18 protein-coding genes are annotated in these 23,343 nt (G+C 59.2%); 12 read left to right on the top strand and 6 right to left on the bottom strand.

Features of this window, described 5'->3' with window-relative positions; genetic code table 11:
- Window positions 1-25 precede the first annotated feature (25 nt).
- Both CEJ45_RS17380 and CEJ45_RS17375 read left to right on the top strand, forming a co-directional pair.
- Window positions 26-580 (top strand): NUDIX domain-containing protein, encoded by a 555-nt coding sequence (locus CEJ45_RS17380; RefSeq protein WP_088756296.1) that lies wholly within the window; start codon window positions 26-28, stop codon window positions 578-580.
- A 159-nt stretch (window positions 581-739) separates the two neighbouring features.
- On the top strand, window positions 740-976 hold the full coding sequence (locus tag CEJ45_RS17375; RefSeq protein ID WP_013235553.1) for a sulfurtransferase TusA family protein: 237 nt from the start codon (window positions 740-742) through the stop codon (window positions 974-976).
- A gap of 118 nt (window positions 977-1,094) precedes the next feature.
- On the opposite strand, the gene CEJ45_RS17370 is transcribed toward CEJ45_RS17375, so the two are convergent.
- Entirely contained in the window at window positions 1,095-2,690 is a 1,596-nt protein-coding gene (locus CEJ45_RS17370; protein WP_088756295.1) for an FMN-binding glutamate synthase family protein, read from the bottom strand.
- A 405-nt stretch (window positions 2,691-3,095) separates the two neighbouring features.
- Between CEJ45_RS17370 and CEJ45_RS17365 the strand changes: the two genes are divergently transcribed.
- The 9 genes from CEJ45_RS17365 to typA all read left to right on the top strand — a co-directional run bounded on the left by CEJ45_RS17365 (window position 3,096) and on the right by typA (window position 17,610).
- Complete coding sequence (locus tag CEJ45_RS17365; protein WP_187697704.1) at window positions 3,096-5,180, top strand: putative bifunctional diguanylate cyclase/phosphodiesterase; 2,085 nt, start codon at window positions 3,096-3,098, stop codon at window positions 5,178-5,180.
- A gap of 422 nt (window positions 5,181-5,602) precedes the next feature.
- Window positions 5,603-6,622 carry an SMC-Scp complex subunit ScpB gene (scpB, locus tag CEJ45_RS17360; protein WP_088756293.1) on the top strand — a complete coding sequence of 340 codons (1,020 nt, stop codon included), beginning with the start codon at window positions 5,603-5,605 and terminating at the stop codon, window positions 6,620-6,622.
- Window positions 6,609-8,639 carry a 23S rRNA pseudouridine(2605) synthase RluB gene (gene rluB, locus CEJ45_RS17355; protein WP_088756292.1) on the top strand — a complete coding sequence of 677 codons (2,031 nt, stop codon included), beginning with the start codon at window positions 6,609-6,611 and terminating at the stop codon, window positions 8,637-8,639. Before scpB ends, rluB begins: the two co-directional genes overlap by 14 nt.
- A 384-nt stretch (window positions 8,640-9,023) precedes the next feature.
- On the top strand, window positions 9,024-9,518 hold the full coding sequence (rimP, locus tag CEJ45_RS17350) for a ribosome maturation factor RimP (protein ID WP_075259416.1): 495 nt from the start codon (window positions 9,024-9,026) through the stop codon (window positions 9,516-9,518).
- A complete protein-coding gene (gene nusA, locus CEJ45_RS17345; protein ID WP_088756291.1) occupies window positions 9,515-11,074 on the top strand; it encodes a transcription termination factor NusA in 1,560 nt (519 codons plus the stop codon). The genes rimP and nusA overlap by 4 nt, the downstream gene beginning before the upstream one ends.
- Before the next feature lie 52 nt (window positions 11,075-11,126).
- Window positions 11,127-14,006: a translation initiation factor IF-2 gene (gene infB, locus CEJ45_RS17340; protein ID WP_088756290.1), complete on the top strand. Its 2,880-nt coding sequence runs from the start codon at window positions 11,127-11,129 to the stop codon at window positions 14,004-14,006.
- Window positions 14,007-14,115: 109 nt separating this feature from the next.
- On the top strand, window positions 14,116-14,508 hold the full coding sequence (rbfA, locus tag CEJ45_RS17335) for a 30S ribosome-binding factor RbfA (RefSeq protein ID WP_006464329.1): 393 nt from the start codon (window positions 14,116-14,118) through the stop codon (window positions 14,506-14,508).
- 99 nt (window positions 14,509-14,607) lie between these two features.
- A complete protein-coding gene (truB, locus tag CEJ45_RS17330; RefSeq protein ID WP_088756289.1) occupies window positions 14,608-15,612 on the top strand; it encodes a tRNA pseudouridine(55) synthase TruB in 1,005 nt (334 codons plus the stop codon).
- A gap of 156 nt (window positions 15,613-15,768) precedes the next feature.
- On the top strand, window positions 15,769-17,610 hold the full coding sequence (gene typA, locus CEJ45_RS17325) for a translational GTPase TypA (RefSeq protein WP_088756288.1): 1,842 nt from the start codon (window positions 15,769-15,771) through the stop codon (window positions 17,608-17,610).
- Between the two features lie 841 nt (window positions 17,611-18,451).
- Here the strand turns inward: typA and CEJ45_RS17320 are convergent.
- Both CEJ45_RS17320 and CEJ45_RS24630 read right to left on the bottom strand, forming a co-directional pair.
- Window positions 18,452-19,006: a recombinase family protein gene (locus CEJ45_RS17320; RefSeq protein WP_088756287.1), complete on the bottom strand. Its 555-nt coding sequence runs from the start codon at window positions 19,004-19,006 to the stop codon at window positions 18,452-18,454.
- A gap of 302 nt (window positions 19,007-19,308) precedes the next feature.
- Window positions 19,309-19,683 carry a hypothetical protein gene (locus CEJ45_RS24630; RefSeq protein WP_141107020.1) on the bottom strand — a complete coding sequence of 125 codons (375 nt, stop codon included), beginning with the start codon at window positions 19,681-19,683 and terminating at the stop codon, window positions 19,309-19,311.
- A 455-nt stretch (window positions 19,684-20,138) separates the two neighbouring features.
- Between CEJ45_RS24630 and CEJ45_RS25380 the strand changes: the two genes are divergently transcribed.
- Window positions 20,139-20,600, top strand: a complete 462-nt coding sequence (locus CEJ45_RS25380; protein ID WP_088756286.1) for a superinfection immunity protein — start codon at window positions 20,139-20,141, stop codon at window positions 20,598-20,600.
- A 29-nt stretch (window positions 20,601-20,629) separates the two neighbouring features.
- Here the strand turns inward: CEJ45_RS25380 and CEJ45_RS17310 are convergent, their stop codons facing one another.
- From CEJ45_RS17310 to CEJ45_RS17300, 3 genes are all read right to left on the bottom strand, one after another.
- Window positions 20,630-21,175: a hypothetical protein gene (locus CEJ45_RS17310; RefSeq protein WP_088756285.1), complete on the bottom strand. Its 546-nt coding sequence runs from the start codon at window positions 21,173-21,175 to the stop codon at window positions 20,630-20,632.
- 181 nt (window positions 21,176-21,356) lie between these two features.
- Window positions 21,357-22,592, bottom strand: coding sequence for a primase-helicase family protein (locus CEJ45_RS24625; RefSeq protein ID WP_141107019.1), 1,236 nt, complete (start codon window positions 22,590-22,592; stop codon window positions 21,357-21,359).
- Between the two features lie 153 nt (window positions 22,593-22,745).
- Window positions 22,746-23,207, bottom strand: coding sequence for a hypothetical protein (locus CEJ45_RS17300; protein WP_088756283.1), 462 nt, complete (start codon window positions 23,205-23,207; stop codon window positions 22,746-22,748).
- Between the last annotated feature and the right edge of the window lie 136 nt (window positions 23,208-23,343).

The raw sequence follows: 23,343 nt of genomic DNA, 5'->3' as shown, positions 1-23,343 counted from the left end.
CCACAGGCCCTGGCCCGGAGCGCACATGAGCGAATTCAAGTTTTGCCCGGTCTGCGCAGCATCCCTGGTGCTGCGCGCCGATGAAGGCGAGGCCGGCAAGGTGCGGCTGGCCTGTCCCGATGGTCACTGGACGCATTGGGACAACCCCCTGCCGGTGCTGGCTGCGCTGGTGGAGATAGACGGCAAGATGCTCACCGCGCGCAACGCCGCCTGGGCCGAAGGGCGCTTCGCGCTCATCACCGGTTTCATGGAACGCGACGAGACCCCTGAACAAGGGATCGCCCGCGAACTGAAGGAAGAGACCGACCTGGACGCCCAGGAGATCGAATTGATCGGCGTCTATGAATTCATGCGCAAGAACGAGCTGATCATCGCCTATTACGTCAAGGCGAGCGGCACCATCAAGCTCTCCCCGGAACTGGTGGAATACCGCCTGAGCGCACCGGCCGACTTGCGTCCCTGGCCGGCCGGGACCGGCCATGCGGTAGCCGACTGGATGCGCCAGCGTGGACTGGCCGTGCAGTACGTCGAATTCGCCGGTTCCACCACTCCCATCGAGGCGCCCCAGGTCCTCAAGTAAGACGTGCGCAGGCAAGACGCTGCGTTCCATCTTGGACCGTGGTTTTCTTGCTTTTGCACAAGCCTAGTGCGGCGAAAACAACAGAACTTGTGCAACGCATCAAGTCGGCGCATTTTGCAGTAAAATCGTTTTCGTCGTGATCCATTTTGAGTCGAAGTAATGGCCATACAATTTCACCGGGAACTTGATGCGCGCGGGCTGAACTGTCCGCTGCCCATCCTCAAGACCAAGAAAGCCCTGGCCGATATGGCCAGCGGGCAGGTGCTCAGGGTGACCGCCACCGATACCGGTTCGGTGCGCGATTTCCAGGCCTTTGCCAAGCAGACAGGCAATGATCTGCTGGAGCAATCGCAGAATGATGAACACGAGTTCATCTTCTTCATGAAGCGCAAATAAGCAGCACCCCTGTCCATCCCGGAAAGATCAGGCTGGCAGCATTGAAAAAACCAAAAACCCGCAGCTCGGATGAACTGCGGGTTTTTTGTCGTCTGGCGCGCGCTATGTGAAGATCGCTTCAGAACTCCGGATGGAAGCTCTCTGCCCGGGCAATGGGCCAGAACTTTTCATAGACCCGATAGCGATAATTGCCTTCCAGCAAATCGTTGGGTTGCAGGTATTTCAGCACGTTGGACATCAGCTGGATCTCGTGATCATTGATGCGGCGCACGATGTGATGCGGGCGCAGCGCCGAGGTATGCGGCAAGCCGGCCGCCTGCACCAGCTCCTGCAAGGCGTGCAGGGTGCTCTGGTGGAAGCGGTAGACGCGTTCGGCCTTGTCCGGCACCACCAGGGCACGGGCGCGCTGGGCGTTCTGGGTGGCCACCCCGGTGGGGCAGCGGTCGGTGTGGCAGCTTTGCGACTGGATGCAGCCCAGCGCGAACATGAAGCCGCGCGCCGAATTGCACCAGTCCGCCCCCAGCGCCAGCGTGCGCGCCACATCGAAGGCGGTGACGATCTTGCCGCTGGCGCCGATCTTGACCTTGTCGCGCAGGCCAATACCGGTCAGCGTGTTGTGGACCATCACCAGCCCCTCCTGCAGGGGCATGCCCACATGGTCGACGAATTCCAGCGGGGCTGCGCCGGTGCCGCCTTCGGAGCCATCCACGGTAATGAAGTCGGGCACGATACCGGTCTTGAGCATGGCCTTGGCGATGCCGAAGAATTCCCAGGGGTGTCCGACGCAGAGCTTGATGCCAACCGGCTTGCCGCCGGAGAGGCCGCGCAGTTTCTCGATGAATTCCAGCAGCCCGACCGGCGTCGAGAAGGACGAGTGCACCGCTGGCGAGATGCAATCCACCCCCATCGGGATGCCGCGCGTGGCGGCGATTTCCGGCGTGATCTTGGCCGCCGGCAGCACGCCGCCGTGGCCGGGCTTGGCGCCTTGCGAAAGCTTCACCTCGATCATCTTGATCTGCGGCGACTGCGCCTGGGCCGTGAATTTTTCTTCATTGAAGCTGCCATCTGCATTGCGGCAGCCGAAGTAGCCCGAGGCGATCTGCCACACCAGGTCGCCACCGAATTCGCGATGGTATTCCGAGACCGAACCCTCGCCGGTATCGTGGGCGAAGTTGCCTTTCTTTGCCCCCTGGTTGAGCGCGCGGATGGCGTTGGCCGAGAGCGAGCCGAAGCTCATCGCCGAGACGTTGAAGACCGACATCGAATACGGCTGCGCCCGGTCGGCGCCGACAATGACGCGGAAATCGTGGCTGGCGATCTTGGTCGGGGAAAGCGAGTGGCCTATCCATTCATGGCCGGCCTGCTGCATATCCAGCTCGGTACCGAAGGGGCGGCTGTCGACCTCGGCCTTGGCGCGCTGGTAGACGATGCTGCGCTTCTTGCGGGAGAAGGGGCGGCCATCCATCTCATCTTCAAAGAAATACTGGCGCAGTTCCGGACGGATGGATTCGAAGATGAAGCGGAAGTGGCCGATCAGGGGATAGTTGCGCAGGACCGCGTGGCGCCGCTGCACCATGTCATGGATGCCGATCACGGTCAGCACCAGGGGGATGAGCGCCCAGCCCCAGCTCAGGCCATGGGTGGCCGCCAGCACCAGCAAGCCGACGGTCAGCACCGTCACCGCCCAGAACACGAAATACCGATTTGCCCACATAGAAGAGTCCGCTAGTTGTCAGGATGGAACCGGCACCGGCCGGTGGGCCAGTGGGCGGGAATGCTGGGATTCTACCGTCCGGGCTCAACAGTCGTGCGCGACGAAGTGAAGGGTTTTTCCTGCCGATTTGGGTGGACTGGCCTCGGTACGGGCCTGCAGGCCCGTTGCTTGCACAGTGGCATCCTTATTGCTTTGAAGACTCCTCCAGCCAGGCGCCGTGGGGAACCGTCGCCTGAGCGAACTCCACAACCACAGCGCGCCTGCACACAAAGGCGAGAGACCGATGTCGTTATGAAAACAGTTGCTTCACGAGGCGCAGCGGCTGCCTCTTCCTCCTCCTCATTGCGGCCTGCCGCGCGGGCCTTGTGCCGTCACGAGGGTGCACAGAGTGAGGCGGTAGTGGCCATGGCGCGTCCGCCACGGCTGCTGGAAACCCTGCTGGCCAACCTGGACGGCATGGTCTACCGCTGCCGTGATGACGCCCACTGGACCCTCGAATTCGTCAGCGAAGGCTGCCACGCCTTGACCGGCTATGCGCCCGAGGACCTGCTGCTCAACAGCCGCATCTCCTTCCTGCAGCTGACGCATCCTGAAGACCGGGCGATGGTGCGCAGCCATATCGACACCTGCATGCGCGAGCGGCGCCGCATCGACATCGAATATCGCATTCTGCACGCCGACGGCGGCGTGCGCTGGGTGTGGGAGCGCGGCGTGGGCTTGTACAACGCGGCCGGCAAGGTCGAGGCCATGGAAGGCTTCCTGCAGGACGTGACCGAGCGCAAGGAGGCGGCCCAGGCCCTGCAGGAGGCGGAGCGCCGTTACCGCAGCATCTTCGAGAACGCCATCGAGGGCGTGTTCCAGACCACGCCCGATGGCACCTACATCGCCGTCAACCCTGCGCTGGCGCGCATCTACGGTTACCACTCGCCGGAAGACCTGATCGTCGGTTTGCGCGACATCAGCCATCAACTGTATGTGGAGGCGGAACGGCGCACGGAATTCATGCGCCTGATGGAACAGCACGGGTCGGTTTCCAATTTCGAGTCGCGGGTGTACCGGCGCGATGGCGACATCATCTGGATTTCCGAGAACGCCCGCGCCGTCTATGACGACAGTGGCAAGCTGGTCTGCTACGAAGGCACGGTTGAAGCCATCACCGAGCGCAAGCTCTATGAAGCCGAGATGCGCCACCACGCCACCCATGATGCGCTCACCGGATTGCCCAACCGCAACATGCTCCACGAGCACCTGCAGCGGGCTATCCAGGTGGCGCGGCAGAAGGGCGGATTGACGGCAGTGGCCTTCTTGGACCTGGACCAGTTCAAGTTCATCAATGACAGCCTGGGCCACCAGGTGGGCGATGAATTGCTCAAGACCGTGGCGCAGCGCCTGCAGGCCTGCCTGCGCGACACCGACATGGTGGCGCGCCAGGGTGGCGACGAATTCGTGCTGGTGCTGCAGAACCAGACCGGGGGCGAGCTGGGCATCGCCGAGGTGATGCAGCGCATCCTGGCCACCGTGGCGCGGCCCTGGCAGGCCGGCGACCGCGAATTCCAGGTCACCGCCAGTATCGGGGTGAGCCGCTATCCGGTCGACGGCAAGGACGTCGAGACCCTGCTGAAACAGGCCGATTCCGCCATGTACCGGGCCAAGGAGCAGGGGCGCAACAACTTCCAGTTCTTTGCGCCATGGATGGATACCCAGGTCAGCAATCGCCTGGAAATGCTCATCAATTTGCGCCGCGCGCTGGATCAGGAAGAATTCAAGCTCTATTACCAGCCCAAGCTGAGCTTGAAGGATGGCAGCGTGATCGGCGCCGAGGCGCTGATTCGCTGGCAGTCGCCGGAGCAGGGCATGGTGCCGCCGGACCGCTTCATCCCGTTCGCCGAAGAGACCGGCCTGATCCTGCCCATCGGGGAGTGGGTGTTGCGCACCGCCTGCCACCAGAACAAGCGCTGGCAGCAGGCCGGCTTGCCCACAATTCCCGTGGCGGTCAACCTGTCGCCGCGCCAGCTCAACCAGAGCCTGCCGGAGTTCGTCTCCGATGTGCTCAGGCAGAGCGGGCTGGACGCCTCCTGCCTGGAGCTGGAGATTACCGAGAACGTGGTCATGAAGGATGCCGAAAAGAGCGTAGCAACCCTGCATGCCCTCAAGCGCCTGGGCCTGCAGATCTCGGTCGACGATTTCGGCACCGGCTATTCCAGCCTCTCGTACCTGCGCCGCTTCCCGGTGGATGCGCTGAAGATCGACAAGTCCTTCGTGCGGGACATTGTCCGAGATGCCGACAGTGCGGCCATCGTCAAGGCCATCATCTCGCTGGCCCACATCCTGAACCTGCGCGTCATTGCCGAAGGGGTGGAGGATGAAGAGCAGCATGCTTTCCTCAAGGAAAATGCCTGTGATGAAGTGCAGGGTTACTTTTTCGGCAAGCCCATGACGGTGGAGGATTTCACGGCCTGGCTGACCCGGCAGGCGGGAACGGGTCGGTAATGGTCATGCAAATAATTGTCCGCAGGCTGCAACAGGCTGCATCGGCGCAAATCTTTGTGCTACACTCCGCGCAGTACTTTTGATGCCTTGCGCCCCGACCGCCGCAGCCTGTGCGGCCAACAAAGGCTCCATGACGCAAGGCCGGTAGTTGAAAAGGTGCAGGTCGGCCGTCCGCAACCCCGCGACATGACGGCTTTGCGAAAGCGCGAGTCCTCCGCGACGCCGATTTGCCCGGGTCTTAGATTCCAGCTCATTCAATCTCCAAACACCGGAAGGCAGCGCCGCCGCATACAGCACTGCGCAAGACTTGCCGTACCTGGCCCGTTTCAGCTTTCGCTGCAGGCCGGACTGGCTGCAGCCGTAGCGCCGGAGACCAGCTGCCAGCTGAACTTTGTTAACAACAAGACGCACAAGAGTGGTACATGAATATTGCTGAGGCCAAGAAAGTCCTCGAAACTGCATTGCTTTGCACGCATGAGCCCCTGTCGATCAATGATCTGAAGAAGCTGTACGTCGATCCCGAGAGCGAAGAGAGCAGCGACATCAATGCCGAGATGATCCGGCAGATGCTCGATGAACTGCGCACCGAATGGGCCGACAAGGGGGTGGAAGTGGTCAGCCTGTCGACCGGCTGGCGCTTCCAAAGCCGCAAGGAGATGAAGGTCTACCTGGAGCGCCTGAATCCGGAAAAGCCGCCGAAATACACCCGCGCCGCCCTGGAAACGCTGGCCATCATCGCTTACCGCCAGCCGGTCACGCGCGGTGACATCGAAGAGATTCGCGGCGTGGCGGTCAATACCCAGACCATTCGCATGCTGGAAGACCGGGGCTGGATCGAATCGATCGGCCACCGCGACGTACCGGGCCGGCCGGCGCTGTTTGCCACGACCCGCAAGTTCCTGGATGACCTGGGCTTGAGTTCGCTGGAAGAATTGCCGCCGCTGCAGCAGGTCAGTGGCGAAGCGGCCGCCCAGGGCGCGCTGCTGGAATTGCAGGCGTTGGAGGGCGGTGTGGCTGCCCTGGCAGAAGCCGAGCAGGAAGAGGGCGAGGATGCAGGCGCGAACGAAGCGTCTGAGTCCGCCGCCACTGCAGAATCAACGGAAGTTGCTGAAGCCATTGATGCCGCCGAGGCAGAGGTGCCGGCGCAGGATGAAACAGCCGCCGATCCTGAAGTGCCCGAGGCCGGCGAGGTCGCCGCAGGGGATCTCCAGCAAACCGATATCGAAGCAGCCGCCGCCGGGGAAGAGCGCGCTGCAGGCAGTGAAGACGCTTCCCCAGAAGCGCAAGAACCTTTTGAGCAAGACGTTGCCGTAACTGGCACGGACGCCACCGAAGCCGCCGGCGAAGCGGCAGGCGAGCACAACGACACCACCGAGCGGGCCGATCAGCGGGAAGATGACGCGCGTCCGCCACATCCAGATTCGAAGAATGAAGCCAACTAGTTCCAAAGACGAGACCCAGGTCGACCTGGCCGCGGCCGATGCCGCCGCATCCGACAAGCCGGTGAAAAAGCGCACCCGCAAGCCTGCGGCCAGCGCCGCACCGGCCGAGGCAGTCGCTGCCGCGCCGCAAGCGGCCGCTGACGAGGATGCGCCGAAGAAGCGCGCACCGCGTGCCAAGAAGGCTGTTGCCGATGAAGCTGCACCGGCCCCGGCTGCGGCCGTCGTCGAGTCCGCGCCGGTTGCCGAAAAGAAGCCGCGCGCTGCCAAGCCCCGCGCCAAGAAGGCTGACGTGGCGGTAGACGCCCCGGCTGCCGAGGCGCCGGCCCAGATGAGCCTGGCCATGGAGCCCGCGCCGGTCGCTGCGGCCAAGCCCAAGCGTGCGGCCAAGCCCAAGGCTGCCGCACCCGAAGCGGCAGCGCCTGCACCTGCAGCGGCTGCGCCCGAACTGCCGAAAGTCATCGTCACCGTTGGTGAAGAGGTGGTGGCGCCGCCGGTGCTGCTGGATGCACCGGTTGATCCGAACCGCGCCAAGCCTGCCCGCCGTGGCGTGCGTGGTCCGCGTGCCCTGCGCAACAATCGCGCCGCCCAGCGTGCCGCTGCCGTTGGTGGAGGCGATGCGGCATCGGTGCATGGCAAGAACGAGGGCGACGCCGCTCCCGTTGCTGCTACCGAGCGCCAGCCGCGTGGCCAGTTCGGCAAGAACAATGGCCAGCCCGGCCAGCAAGGCAAAAAGAATTTCGAGAAGAACGGCAAGAAGCCCAAGGCCCCGCAACTGGGCCTGCGCTCAGCCGAACCGGTCGATGACATCTTCTCCTACGTGACCTCCGAAGCGTATGACCGCGACGAAGGTGCCAAGGCCGGTGGCCGCCAGCCGCACCAGATGCGCGGCAAGAACGGCCGCCGCGACCTGACCGCCGAGGACGACGCGCCCAAGCTGCACAAGGTGCTGGCGGACGCCGGCCTGGGTTCGCGCCGCGATATGGAAGAGCTGATCGTGGCCGGTCGCGTCTCCGTCAATGGCGAGCCGGCCCACATCGGCCAGCGCATCCTGCCCACTGACGCCGTGCGCATCAACGGCAAGCTGATCCAGCGCAAGGTGAGCAAGCGCCCGCCGCGCGTGCTGGTCTATCACAAGCCTTCGGGCGAGATCGTCAGCCACGCCGACCCGGAAGGCCGCAGCTCGGTGTTCGACCGGCTGCCGACCATGAAGGCCGGCAAGTGGCTGGCCGTGGGCCGCCTGGACTTCAATACCGAAGGCTTGCTGCTGTTCACCACCTCCGGTGACCTGGCCAACCGCCTGATGCACCCGCGTTACAACATCGAGCGTGAATACGCCGTGCGAACCCTGGGCGAGCTGGAGGAAGGCATGCGCCAGAAGCTGCTGTCGGGCGTGGAGCTCGATGACGGCCCGGCCCAGTTCTCGCGCATCGCCGATGGCGGCGGTGAAGGGGTGAACAAGTGGTATCGCGTGACCATCGGCGAAGGCCGCAACCGTGAAGTGCGCCGCATGTTCGAAGCGGTCGGCCTGACCGTGTCGCGCCTGATCCGTACCCGCTACGGTGCCATGACCCTCCCGCAGACCCTGAAGCGTGGTCGTTGGGAAGAGCTGGAAGAAAACGCCGTGCGCAACCTGATGGCCGCCTGTGGTCTGGAAAAGCAGGCCGGGGAAGCCAAGTCCGGCAATGGCGGCAACGCCGGCCAGGCCGGCCGTGGCCAGGGCAATGGCCCGCGCGGCAACGGCATGCAGAACAAGGGTCCGCAAAAGGGTCGCCAGGGCGGCAGCTTTGGCCAGGGTGGTAACGGTGGTGGCAACTACGGCAACGGTGGCAACTACGGTGGCGGCAACAAAGGCGGTCAGCCCAAGAGCCGCCAGCCCGATCCGCTGCAGACCGCACTGGGCTTCCCTGACGCCGGCAACCAGCGTCGCGGCAATCGTCCGCAGCGCGGAGGCAATACTGCAGCGAACTTCATGCTGGGCGGTCTGCCGGGCATGAATCGCCGTCGCGGCGGTCGCTGATGTTCTTCCTTGCTCGCCGGCAATGTTGCGGCGGGCAAGGTCTTCCCAGCCTGGTCGGTGGCGCGTGAAATGCACCGATGACGTTTTTTATGAACGTTTTTGGCGCTTCGATCACAATTGACATCATTCCGGATTTGCTGTGAATAGCTGAATCGGTTATAATGTGTTAGTTAAACGCAACCTGCCGCGAATCGCATATGTGATAAATCATTGATAGATCCGCCTGCGCCATGATGGATGGAAGTGCGGTGGTTCGCGTGATGTGTGATCTCGCGTTGCGTGGGATAACAAAAGATGGGCAGATGCCCATTTTTTTTTTGCTGATCAATTTTAGATGTCCGCCTGCCCTTGCTGGCCAGGCGGCATCCTGATGGAGAAATAGTCTTGCAATTGCTGGAACTGATCGAATCCACCCTCGCGGGCCTGGGCTACGAACTGGTTGAGTTCGAGAAGGCACCGCGCGGTCTGGTGCGCGTCTTCATCGATTTCCCGTTCGACCCTGAAGCAGAAGAAGCGCGTTCGATCACTGTCGAGGATTGCGAGAAGGCGACGCATCAGCTGCTGCACGTCTTCACCGTGGAAAACGTGCTGTATGAACGCCTGGAAGTCTCCTCGCCCGGGCTGGACCGCCCCCTGAAGAAGTTCATTGACTTCGTGCGCTTCGTGGATTGCGAAGCCGTCGTCAAGTTGCGCGTGCCGCTGCCCGGTACGTCCAACCGCAAGACCTATGAAGGCGTGTTGCGCGAACCGGAAGGCGAGGAACTGGTATTGGAATTTGAAGCAAACGATGGGTCGGCTGCCGTGTTGAATTTCACGCTGGCCGATGTGGATAAGGCACACCTGGTGCCGCAGGTCGATTTTAGGAGTCGCAAAGGATGAGTCGCGAAATTTTGTTGTTGGTCGATGCGCTGGCGCGCGAAAAGAACGTCGATAAGGAAGTCGTCTTCGGCGCATTGGAGCATGCGCTTGCGCAGGCTACCAAGAAGCGCTATGAAGGCGAGGTCGACATTCGCGTCTCGATCGATCGCGAAAGCGGCGAATTCGAATCCTTCCGCCGTTGGCACGTGGTGCCCGACGAAGCCGGTCTGCAATTGCCCGACCAGGAAGTGCTGCTGTTCGAAGCCAAGGATCAGTTCCCCGATATCGAAGTCGACGAATACATCGAAGATCCGATCGAATCCGTCGAATTCGGCCGCCGTTTCGCGCAAGACACCAAGCAGGTCGTCCTGCAGCGTATCCGCGACGCCGAGCGCGAACAGATCCTGGCCGACTTCCTGGCCCGTGGCGATGCCCTGGTGACCGGCACCATCAAGCGCATGGAGCGCGGTGACGCCATCATCGAGTCCGGCAAGATCGAAGCCCGCCTGCCGCGCGACCAGATGATCCCCAAGGAAAACCTGCGTATCGGCGACCGCGTGCGTGCCTACATCCTGCGCGTGGACCGTGGTGCCCGTGGCCCGCAGGTGATCCTGTCGCGTACTGCGCCGGAATTCATCATGAAGCTGTTCGAGCTGGAAGTGCCGGAAATCGAACAAGGTTCGCTGGAAATCAAGTCGGCTGCCCGTGACCCGGGTGTGCGCGCCAAGATCGCGGTCTACACCGCCGACAAGCGCATCGACCCCATCGGTACCTGCGTGGGCATGCGCGGTTCGCGCGTCCAGGCCGTCACCGGAGAGCTGGGCGGCGAGCGCGTGGATATCGTGCTGTGGTCGGAAGACCCGGCCCAGTTCGTCATCGGCGCGCTGGCCCCGGCCAACGTGACCTCCATCGTCGTCGATGAAGAAAAACACGCCATGGATGTGGTGGTGGATGAAGAAAACCTCGCCATCGCCATCGGCCGCGGCGGCCAGAACGTGCGTCTGGCAGCCGAGCTGACCCGCTGGCAGATCAATATCATGACGGCCGAGGAATCGGCCGACAAGTCGGCGGCCGAGACCGCGCTGATCCGTACGCTGTTCATGGAAAAGCTCGATGTTGACCAGGAAGTGGCCGACATCCTGGTCGAGGAAGGTTTCTCGACCCTGGAAGAAATCGCCTACGTGCCGATCACCGAGATGCTGGAGATCGAATCGTTCGACGAAGAGACCGTCAATGAGCTGCGCAACCGCGCCCGCGACGCCCTGGTGACCGAAGCGATCGCCTCCGAAGAAGGCCTGGAAGGCATGGAAGAGGAGCTGATCAACTTCGAAGGCCTGGACCGTGTGCTGGCCGGCAAGCTGGGCCTGGCAGGCGTGAAGACGCTGCCGGCCTTCGCCGGCCTGGCTTATGACGAATTCGGCGCGATCCTGGCCCTGCCTTCCGAGCGCGCGCGCCAACTGATTGAAAATGCATTTGAAGATGTGACCGACGATGAAATGAAGCTCATCGATTCCAAATACGATGAGCGCGCCAAGGCCCTGCAGGCCAAGGCATGGAGCGCAGTCGAAGGCCGCTGAGAAGCGGAGCGTCTCCACATCATCTGCCGAGCCACATAGAAAAGAGGACTGAATGGCGAGTAACAACGTTGCCCAATTTGCCACCGAGCTTAAGATGCCCGCTGACCTGCTGCTGACCCAGCTGCGTTCGGCCGGTGTCGAGAAGAGCTCTGCATCCGACTCCCTGTCGAAGGAAGACAAGGACCGCCTGCTTGAACACCTGCGCCGTTCGCGCGGAGCCGCGCCGGAAGGCGAGAAGAAGAAGATCACGCTGACCCGCAAGGAAACCACCGAGATCAAGCAGGCCGATGCAACCGGCAAATCGCGCACGATCCAGGTGGAAGTGCGCAAGAAGCGCACCTTCATCAAGCGTGACGAGCCCGGTGCCGACGAGTCCGCAGCGCGTGCTGCGGCGCCTCAGCGCGACCCGGCCATCGAAGCGCAGGAACGTGAGCAGGAAGAGGCTCGCCGTCAGGCTGAACTGAAGGCCCAGCAAGAACGCCTGGCGCAACTGGAGGCCGAACGCGCCGCCCAGGCCAAGGCCGCCGAGCTGGAACAGCAACGTGCCCGTGAAGAAGCCGAAGCCGAAGCCAAGCGCCAGGCAGCTGAAGCCGCCGCTGCGGCAGCTGAAGCCGAGAAGGCCAAGGCCGCTGCTGCGGCCAGCGCGAAGGCGCCTGCTGCGGCTGCCGCACCGGCCCCCGCCGTGGATCCGGCTGCGGAAGAAAAGAAGCGCGCTGCTGCTGAAGAAGCGAAGAAAAAGGCAGAAGCTGCCGCCAAGGAAGCCGCTGACCGTGCTGCCGCCGCTGACCGTGCGCGCAAGGCCGTGGAAGACGAAGTGGCCCAGATCAAGGCCATGATGAATGCGCCGCGTCGCGTCATCAAGGCACCGGAACCCGCACCGGCACCGGCCAAGACCTCGGAAGGCACGCTGCACAAGCCTGCCACCGCTGCCAAGCCGGGCGAAAAGAAGGATGACAAGAAGCCCGCCGTGGCCGCAGACAAGAAGTCGATCAAGTCGGCCAATGTCTCCTCCACCTGGCAGGACGATGCCAAGAAGCGTGGTGCCGGCGGCATGAAGTCGCGTGGCGCCACCGGTGGTGGCGGCCGTGACGGCTGGCGTGCCGGCCCCAAGGGCCGTCGTCACTCGCATGGCGATGACCAGCGTGAAAGCAACTTCCAGGTCCCGACCGAAGCCGTCGTGCATGACGTCTACGTGCCCGAAACCATCACCGTGGCCGAAGTGGCCCACAAGATGGCGGTCAAGGCCTCCGAGGTCATCAAGCACCTGATGAAGCTGGGCCAGATGGTCACCATCAACCAGGTGCTGGACCAGGAAACCGCGATGATCGTGGTGGAAGAAATGGGCCACCGCGCCCACGCCGCCAAGCTGGACGATCCGGAAGCCCTGCTGGTCGAAGGCGAAGAACACGCCGACGCCGAAGCGACCCCGCGCGCACCGGTGGTCACCGTCATGGGTCACGTCGACCACGGCAAGACCTCGCTGCTGGACTACATCCGCCGCACCAAGGTGGCTTCCGGTGAAGCCGGCGGCATTACCCAGCACATCGGTGCCTACCACGTGGAAACCCCGCGCGGCATGATCACCTTCCTGGATACCCCGGGCCACGAGGCGTTCACCGCCATGCGTGCCCGTGGTGCCAAGGCAACCGACATCGTGATCCTGGTGGTGGCCGCCGACGACGGCGTCATGCCCCAGACCAAGGAAGCGATTGCCCACGCCAAGGCCGGCGGTGTACCGCTGGTGGTGGCCATCAACAAGATCGACAAGCCGGGTGCCAACCCCGACCGCGTCAAGCAGGAACTGATCGCCGAAGAAGTGGTGCCGGAAGAATACGGTGGCGATGCCCCGTTCATCCCCGTCTCCGCCAAGACCGGCGAAGGCATCGACTCGCTGCTGGAAAACGTCCTGCTGCAAGCCGAAGTGCTGGAACTGAAGGCACCGGTCGATGTGCCGGCCCGTGGCCTGGTGATCGAAGCCAAGCTGGACAAGGGCCGCGGCCCGGTGGCAACGATCCTGGTGCAGTCCGGTACCTTGAAGCGCGGCGACGTCGTGCTGGCCGGTTCGGCCTACGGCCGTGTGCGTGCGATGCTGGACGAAAACGGCAAGAACATCGCCGAGGCAGGCCCGTCCCTGCCGGTGGAAATCCAGGGCCTGACCGAAGTGCCCTCCGCCGGTGAAGAAGTGGTGGTCATGACCGACGAGCGCAAGGCGCGCGAAATCGGCCTGTTCCGCCAGGGCAAGTTCCGCGACGTGAAGCTGGCCAAGCAGCAGGCCGCCAAGCTGGAAAACATGTTCGACCAGATGACCGAAGGCGAGGTCAAGAACCTGCCGATGATCATCAAGACCGACGTGCAAGGTTCCCAGGAAGCCCTGGTGCAGTCCTTGCAGAAGCTGTCGACGGCCGAAGTGCGCGTCCAGGTGGTGCACGCCGCCGTGGGCGGCATCAGCGAAAACGACGTCAACCTGGCTGTGGCTTCGAAGGCCGTCATCATCGGCTTCAACACCCGTGCCGACGCGTCGGCGCGCAAGCTGGCAGAAGCCGCTGGCGTGGACATCCGTTACTACAACATCATCTATGATGCGGTGGACGAGGTGAAGGCCGCGATGTCGGGCATGCTGTCCCCGGAAAAGCGCGAACAGGCGCTGGGCCTGGTGGAAATCCGCCAGGTGTTCGTGGTCAGCAAGGTCGGTTCGATCGCCGGCTGCTACGTGCTCGAAGGCCTGGTCAAGCGTGGCTCGCAAGTGCGCCTGCTGCGCAACAACGTGGTGGTGTGGACTGGCGAACTGGACTCGCTCAAGCGCTTCAAGGACGACGTCAAGGAAGTCAAGTCGGGCTTCGAGTGCGGTCTTTCGCTCAAGGGCTACAACGACATCGAAGTGGGCGATCAGCTCGAAATCTTCGAAGTCCAGGAAGTCGCCCGTACCCTGTAATGCAATACGCCGGCGTATCGTTCGCGATGCGCCGGCTTCACTGGCAAGATCCGTCGCAGCAACGCGGGAATCCTCCCGCCACGCCATCGGCGGATTGTTTTTTTAAAGCATGGCAAAACACAGCAAATCCATTCCCGGACGCGGCTTGCGCGTCGCCGACCAGATCCAGCGCGACCTGTCGGAGTTGATCGCCTTCGAGCTGAAGGATCCGCGGGTGGGCATGATCACCATTACCGAAGTGCAGGTCACCCCGGACTACGCGCACGCCAAGGTCTTCTTCACCACGCTGGTGGACAACCCGGACGCGATCAAGAACACCCTGGCCGGCCTGCGCAAGGCGGGCGGTTACCTGCGTACCCAGCTGGGCCGCCGGTTGACCATCCACACCCTGCCGGAACTGCATTTCGTGCATGACAACTCGACCGCACGCGGCATTGAAATGTCGCGCCTGATCGACGAAGCCAACGCTACCCGCGCCAAGGATTCGGACGACGAGGCTTGAAGACGGGCGTTTCTTTTCCCGTTGCATTGCAGTTTTCTTCATACTTTTCATACCGGTCTGCGTTTCCCTTCAGCGGGGCGTGGGCCGGTCTTGCATTTCATGGCCGACGATACGACGGCGGACACTGTCTCCGCTTCCCCTGAACCGCAGCAGCCGCGTGCCAAGCGCAGCCAGCAGGCACGCCCGGCGCGTCCCCCGCGCGTGCCGGTGCACGGCGTGCTGTTGCTGGACAAGCCGGTTGGCTTGTCCAGCAACGACGCCCTGATCCGCGCCAAGCGCATGCTCAACGCGCCCAAGGCCGGGCACACCGGCACCCTGGATCCGTTTGCCACGGGGCTTTTGCCGCTGTGTTTCGGCGAGGCCACCAAGTTCTCGCAGGACTTGCTGGAAGCCGACAAGACCTACGAAGCCCTGGTCCACCTGGGCGTGCGCACTGACACCGGCGACACCGAAGGCCAGGTCATCAGCGAGCGCGCCGTCGAGGTCAGCGTGGCGCAGATCGAAGCCGCGCTGGCGCAGTTCCGTGGCCCCATCAGCCAGGTCCCGCCGATGCACTCGGCCTTGAAGCGCGACGGCAAGCCCTTGTACGAATACGCCCGCGCCGGCATTACGCTGGAGCGCGAAGCCCGCAACGTCATCATCCACACCCTGGAACTGCTGGACTACCAGGCCCCCCTGTTGCGCATCCGTGTCACTTGCAGCAAAGGGACATATATCCGCGTGCTGGGTGAAGATATTGGCGAAGTACTGGGCTGCGGGGCCCACCTCAATGCCCTCAGGCGCACTGGGGTCGGCGCTCTCACGCTCGATGGTTCGGTCACGCTTGAGGCGTTCGATGCCGCCGGCGAGCTGGAGGCCCGCAAGGCCCTGTTGCTGCCGGTGGACGGCCTCTTGCGCAGCTTCCCCGCGGTGCAGCTCAGCGACGAGCTGGCACGCCGCTTCCTGCACGGCCAGCGCTTGCCGCTGGGCAAGGAAGGGGTGGCCGTGCCGGAGCAGGCCGGCCGCGTACGTGTTTATCGCAGTTCGGACGGCGCCTTGCTGGGCACCGGACTGTTGCAGGAATACGCCATCCTGGCCCCCGAAAGGCTGGTGTCCACCGCCTGAGGACAGATAGCGTCAAAACGGCTTGCAGCCTGGCCTTCCGGGATAGCCCGCAGGGCTCGGCAAGCCGTTGATAACACAGGTTTTTCCAAAGTTCATGCGTCGCAACATGCTATAATGCGCGCCTCCCGAGATTCGGCATTCCCAACCACATTCACCATGTCAAACAATATCCGCGCAATTCGCAACATCGCCATCATCGCCCACGTTGACCACGGCAAGACCACCCTGGTGGACCAGCTGCTGCGCCAGTCCGGCACCTTCCGCGACAACCAGCAAGTGGACAACCGCGTGATGGACTCCAACGACATCGAAAAGGAACGCGGCATCACCATCCTGTCGAAGAACTGCGCGGTGGAATACAAGGGCACCCACATCAACATCGTCGACACCCCGGGCCACGCCGACTTCGGCGGTGAGGTCGAGCGCGTGCTGTCGATGGTGGACTCGGTGCTGCTGCTGGTGGATGCGCAGGAAGGCCCGATGCCGCAGACCCGCTTCGTGACCCGCAAGGCACTGGCCCTGGGCCTGAAGCCCATCGTCGTCCTGAACAAGATCGACCGTCCGGGCGCACGCGCCGAGTGGGCCATCAACGCCACCTTCGAACTGTTCGACAAGCTGGGTGCCACCGAAGAGCAGCTGGACTTCCCCGTGATCTACGCGTCGGGCCTGAACGGCTACGCCAGCCTGGATCCGGAAGCGCGCGACGGCAACATGGAACCGCTGTTCGACGCCATCCTGAAGTACGTCCCGGCCCGCAAGGATGATCCGGACGCACCGCTGCAACTGCAGATCACCTCGCTGGAATACTCCTCCTACGTCGGCAAGATCGGCGTGGGCCGCATCCTGGCCGGCCGCGTCAAGGGCGGTCAGGACGTGGTGTGGATGAATGGTCCGGAAGACAAGCCGACCAAGGCCCGCATCAACCAGGTGCTGACCTTCAAGGGCCTGGAGCGCGTGCTGGTCGATGAAGCCCTGGCTGGCGACATCGTCCTGATCAACGGTATCGAGGAAATCGGCATCGGCTCCACCATCTGCTCCCCGGACGCGCCCAACGGCCTGCCGATGCTGAAGGTGGACGAGCCGACCCTGACCATGAACTTCATGGTCAACACCTCGCCGCTGGCTGGCCGCGAAGGCAAGTTCGTCACCACCCGCCAGATCCGCGACCGCCTGGAAAAGGAGCTGAAGTCCAACATGGCCCTGCGCGTGGTGCAGGCCGAGAACGACGACTCGACCTACGAAGTGTCGGGCCGTGGTGAATTGCACCTGACCATCCTGATTGAAAACATGCGCCGTGAAGGCTTCGAGCTGGCCGTCTCGCGTCCGCGCGTGGTGTTCCGCATGGTCGACGGCGTGCGTGAAGAACCGTACGAAAACCTGACCGTCGACGTCGAAGAAACCCACCAGGGTGGCGTGATGGAAGAACTGGGCCGCCGCCGTGGCGACCTGCAGAACATGGAACCGGACGGCAAGGGCCGTGTGCGCCTGGAATACCACATCCCGGCACGTGGCCTGATCGGCTTCCAGGGTGAATTCATGACCCTGACCCGCGGCACCGGCCTGATGAGCCACGTCTTCGACGACTACAAGCCGGTCGATACCAGCAAGGGCGAACTGGCCGGCCGTCGCAACGGCGTGCTGATCTCCCAGGACGACGGCGCTGCCGTGGCCTACGCACTGTGGAAGCTGCAGGATCGCGGCCGCATGTTCGTCAGCCACAACGACCCGGTGTACGAAGGCATGATCATCGGTATCCACTCGCGTGACAACGACCTGGTCGTCAACCCGATCAAGGGCAAGCAGCTGACCAACGTGCGTGCTTCCGGTACCGACGAAGCAGTGCGCCTGGTGCCGCCGATCGAACTGTCGCTGGAATACGCGGTGGAATTCATCGAAGACGACGAACTGGTCGAAGTGACCCCGAAGAGCATCCGCCTGCGCAAGCGTCACCTGAAGGAACACGAGCGCAAGAAGGCGTCGCGCGAAGAATCCATTTGATTCAATAGCAGGGAAGGGCGGTCCTTGATGGGACTGCCTGCAGTGGGGAGCGGTAAAAGGCAGGCTGGGCTGGTGGTGATATCAGGTTTGTGAATAGCTGATATCAGCACAAAAAAGCAGACAGCCATGATGCACTGCCATATAGTTACTCCTGTCTCCTCCAATTTCCTCCTAAAGAATTGGATTCAAGCCCGCAACTTCGGTTGTGGGCTTTTTTTTTGCCTTTTGGCGTGAAGTCCCGATGATGGCGGTGTTGAGCCTGCCGGGCGAAGTGAATTCAGTCCCTTTGTTTCCGTTGAACGTTGTGTGAGATGAACGTTTGTCCCAAAACAGTGTGGGTTGCGCTGTTTTTGTGCAATGCGAAATGACGGCTGCCGGATTGTGGTGCAGAATCGTGTCCGCTGTACGAAAAATCCTATCTCGAAGAGGATAGAGGGGACACCAGCCCGCAACGCGCAAGCCTTGCGGGCTTTCTATTTGCGGCGACGGCCGATCTTCGGTGCTGAAACGGGACAATGAAAGCTTGTTCACCTCGACTGCCAAGCAGGCGCTTGTTGCCTGGTTTTCCGGTATACAGCCCGGAACTTTAATGAAGTATTTCGTCAGTTTATGAAGACATCCCTGCCTCCCCGTACCTTGTCGGTTGCGCCCATGATGGATTGGATAGAAAAAGCCTAAAAATAAGGGATTTCAGGCTCGTCGTGTGCAGAATGTGTGCACCAAAAATATCCCTGTGGCTTACTCGATCCTCAACACCGTACTCCCGGTTAAAAATTATCAAAAACTCTTAATTTTGAAATATCTTGCGCGGGGTGTACGGAGTGAAGGAGCTATTGGTTTTCTAGGCATTCTTGCTAGCCAGAGCTTTATAAAGAGTGGCTCTCGATACCTTGAACTCTTTGGCTAAGTCGCTCTTGTTGGCCCCTGATGCAACCCGTTCCCTGATAACTGCAACGTCCGTCTCGGAAAGGCTCCTAGCACGTCCTAGATGCCTTCCTACGCGTTTGGCAGAGGCGATGCCTTCTCTCTGCCTTTCTTTAATCAACTCCCGCTCAAACTCGGCAAATGCTCCCATCATGGAAAGCATGAGAGTGTTCATAGGGTTTGCTTCGCCCGAGAAGGTCAAGCCTTCTTTAACAAAGGTGACGCTAATCCCTTTGCCTGTGAGCTGATTGATAAGCGTCCTCAAATCGATAAGGTTACGGGCTAGGCGATCAATCGAGTGCGCATATACCTGATCGCCTTCCCTTACAAACCCAAGCATTTCCTGCAAAGCCGGTCGAGTAGTATTTTTTGCTGATGCCTTGTCGGTAAATGTCTTATCCAGCATCAGGCCTTCCAACTGGCGGTCGGTGTTCTGATCGACCGTTGATACTCGAATGTATCCAACCTTCATTTGCAGCCCTCGATGTGATGGTGTCTACAAATGATAAACCACCTTTTGAGAAAAGTGTAAATAAATTGAATTTATAACCTTTTAAGACGGCTGAAAGGTGCAATTTGACACGGCTGACAGGGTGTATAAAAAGCTACACCTTTGTAGACACGGGGGTGTGGAGCTAATGGCGAGGAGTTCGCAGCTAAGACCAGGGAGATAGGCACACTGGTTTGTTGAGCATTACGGGCTGTGTGTAGCCTCAAACTCTATATTTGCGAGTATTTGCTCTTATTGTGCGGGGTGAGTTATTACATACGCGGCTACTTACTCAAATCTTGAATCAGAGCCATGAGGATTTTGCGACGGGCAACGGGAAGTGATCGCCAATTCAACAATAGTTGAGCTTCTTCCGATGTAAGATCAGATTTTTCCGTTATCTTATTGACATCGCCATACCTAAGCCAGTGGATAGGTACATTGAGCCATAACGCCAATGCTTCCATCTTTTCATCGGTTGGCATTGTCAGGCCATCCCACCACTTGCGCACAGCGACGGGAGAGGGGGAGACGCCTTTGTAGCGCAGTGAAAATTGACGAGCGAACTCCGCTGCTGTGAGGATAGGTGGATTAAGCGTTGCAAGAACTTCCCGGAGACGCTTGGAGAACTGTTTTTGGGCTGTTGGTTTAACTGGCATTAGCCAATTCTGTAGATCGGCGTAGTACCAGTGGCAAACCTTGGGTTTTAAATATTAAACTTTTAGTATAATAATTAGTGACAATAAAAGGGGTGGCTGACAATGATTGACTGTTACGAGTGCGGGAAGCAAATCAGTGAAAATGCAAGCGCCTGCCCAAACTGCGGGGCCAAGCCAAAGAACTTCAAATGGTGGCTCTGGTATCCGTTAGGCGGAGTTGCGGCAATGCTCTTGCTTGGCATCCTCCAGAGTAACTCGCCAGAAAATGACGAGAAATATAAAGCGCGAGGGGCTATTTCAGTTTGCTGGCAAGAGTATGAAAAGAAATCCCTCGATCCTGCTGCAAAGCGATTCATAGCGGGCGTGTGCGAACAGATGGAACAGAAATTTAGAGACCAGTATCGTACGTCGCCTTAACTGATCTACCACCACAACCACAGCTCATGGGGGAATAAATGTTTCTAATTCGCCTGATACTCTTGTCATTCACCTGTTTGTTGACTTGGAAGCTTAGTTACAATCCTGCGAATAACGGCAACGCGCTCTTAATTATTTTTGCAGTTTCGAGCTTTTCGCTTTACTTCTTGCCGTCTTATGAAGCTTGGGCAAATCACCATCCCAAAATCAATGCAATTTTCGTTTTGAATCTATTTCTAGGATGGACATTTCTAGGCTGGATTGCTTCGGCCGTTTGGGCTTTAACGCATAAGGGTGCAGAGAGCGAAAGAGGTATATTTGATCTCTTGCGAAGTCTAATTTTGACCGTTGAGTCACCCTCGAACTTGGGCGGAGCTGCAAACGTCAGAGAGGTATCGGTTGATACTGCAAAGCGAATAAAGAAGTGTCCATACTGCGCTGAAGAAGTGAAGTTTGAGGCAATCAAATGCAGACACTGCCACAGCGAACTAAGGGCTTAGGCGCTAGTGATAACTATATTAGCGAAAGTTTATACGTAGGCCTGATGCTCCCTGTTGTAGGTCAGCGGGGAGTCGCCTATAAGCTTGAAGCCGACCGCCAGACCCTTTCTCGACAACTGTTGGTAAGCAAGCCAAGTTGGCAAGGATTTTAAGGTGATTGCGACGATACCCCGTTTCAAGTAGCGATCCATATCTGGCCCGGCAATGGCGTCCTTGAATATAATGATAAAGTTATCCGGGCCTAGTTCCTCTTGCACCAGTCCTTGCTTGTATGCCGAGTGAGACCAGCTATATTTGAGTTCATCAATCTTAGCGAGCGTCCCTCCTCGATATCTGCGTTGGCTTTCTAGCTTATTAGCGGCAGTTCTCTTTGTGGTGGTGCTGTTTAATACTGCACTTTTATACTCGATGTAGATTCCTGTGGCTGGATGGTAAAAGTCTGCCTTTGCGCGGAATTCGGCACCTTCCTTATCGAGAAATGTGGCAGGTAAGAAGCTGTCGCAGCGGATACAGCCATAGCGCTCGAATAGTGGCGCTGCCTCTGCTTCTGCTTTGGAGTCATATTGCTTTGTCATTCGTGTCCTCCTAGGAAAATCGCCTTCGCCAACTTCAGTACAAGTTCTTGTACTTCGTATTTGAAAATAACTTCAAAGTATGGTTGTCATGGGTGTCACAATGACGGAAAGGCTTATGTTTATTGAGTTTTAAGCTGACAGGCATCCCTGTAACAGGCCTGTCGCATGGGTGTCATGGTTGTCACAGTCTGCTGGCGGTTGTATCAAATTTGGCCAGTGCTTGATCTTTAGCTAGTGATTTCGGATGCCACAGCGTCAGTGAATTACGTTTAAATCTCCCGTTCGTATAGCCTGCTTCATTCAACAGCCTCTTTAAGTAGCTATCTTTTTGTTTGTTGTACCCTTCAGCAGCCAGCGCATCCTGAATGCCGTTGTACGTAAAAACAGGCTCGTCATCTAAGTACGCAGATAGAAATCCCTCAATAGGACTCTCGCTCATACCAATCATCTCCTTAAGAGTCTCGGTCTGATTGACGTATTTCCTATTGAAACCTTCTAGCGAATAGGTCTTAAAGTAGTTGTAAACTTTGCCGAGGCTCTCCGGCTCTTCCAGCCATGCCGCAATTTGAGAAATGAAATTGGCAGTCTCTTCTAAAGACACGCGGTGCTCAATCCGCTGGGGTACATACCACCTTCGCTCATCTTTATCTAAGCGTAACGGACGAAGCTCATTGCTCGCCAAGATCACACGGGCATATGTATCGACCATACGGGGCATTTCATGCTTGGGTTCAATCGCGACCCTTGGCTCCGACAACGCTGACTTAAGTTTCGTCTCCATGCTATCGCTGCTGGTCTTGGCATCGTCCAGCAAGATCAATAGATTGTGAGCAAGGGCAACTGAGTGCTTCCCCATTAACCCGTCATAGTCCTTTACGAGGTGAGTATGCTGGAGGATGGGGGTAAGGATGTTGTGGAAGAGAAATCCCTTGCCAGTCCCAGGCGCTGATGACAGCATTAGATGCCAAGATGGCCTATGCTCCGGATTCTGCACAATATCGGCCATCCACTGCACACAGACATGCCTTTCCTCTTCTACGGGAAATAGGCGTTCAAACAACTCCAGGAAGAGAGGCGAGACTTCGCACGATCCGCTGCTTGTTTGGAATGGATTGTGGATATTCACCCATGTACTGCCGTGAGACGTTATATACCTACCAGCATTAGGTACGAATACCTCGCCTGATACCAACTCAAGAGAACACTTGATATAGTCAGTAATTCCCGTGGCATCCGATTTTGCGGCATCCCATCTTTTAAACCTAATAGGCAAAACCGATAGTGGCTCAGTCGCCTTGCTGACCCAGTTGTATAAAACTATTTCTTTGAATTTTGTATTCACAAGTAGGCAGAATCCCTCTTGCTCCAAGTATTTTCTAAACTTTAGAAATTGCGGGTTTGGTATTGCTCCGGTCAATATGGTCTCCTGCCGTAGTGGCGATAGTTAATAGGTAATCGAATAGATCAGACTGCGTCATATCGTACTGATCCATTAGGTCATGAAAAACGCCCCAACTTGGGGCGTTCATATATAGGTACTTTCTAATTAATTCTCTTTGCATAAGATTTATTAATTGGGCATGGAACGAATCAGCCTGACTGCAAAACACCCCGGCACAAAATGAAGAACGCGATTAAGGTCAATTTCGTAGCCGCGTTGAATCCATTCTTGGAGTGTTTTCAAAAACATCATTGCGTTAGCTTCTACAAGCTCAACAGAGGGAGGGGAGGACTCCATAAAATCAATTTTCTCTTGCTCCTTCGCAGCGGCCAACAACTCCTCTTCTTTCTGCTTTAGTTGTTTCTGAGCCTCCCTATCTAGAGCAAGTTGATAGTATTCCTCACTAGACATAGGTCGATTACTCTCGTACGCTCGTCGGGTATGCTCCTCGATCTCGGCTTGCTGCCGACGCCGCGCCTCCTGGAAGACACTATCGTTATGTCTTTCGATAGCCTGACGTTCTGATGGGGAGTAGAGCTTACCAATATCATATTGGTAGGTTACGCCGGGGGTAAGTGTGATTGCGTTCATGTTGTCTCTTTCAAATGTTTTTATAAATTTTCTCCGCCCTCAGAAGGGTGGATCGGTACAGTTCTTCGCCGCGTTCTGTGATGATGATCGGCGATGCGGTAGCTGATAACTTAGATAGCTCTTCCGCTACGGTGGT

Origin of the sequence: Herbaspirillum aquaticum, from assembly GCF_002213425.1 — a bacterium.
Classification (GTDB): domain Bacteria; phylum Pseudomonadota; class Gammaproteobacteria; order Burkholderiales; family Burkholderiaceae_D; genus Herbaspirillum; species Herbaspirillum aquaticum.
Note: the sequence above shows the minus strand (reverse complement) of the source record. Positions and strands in the feature narration are given on the sequence as shown.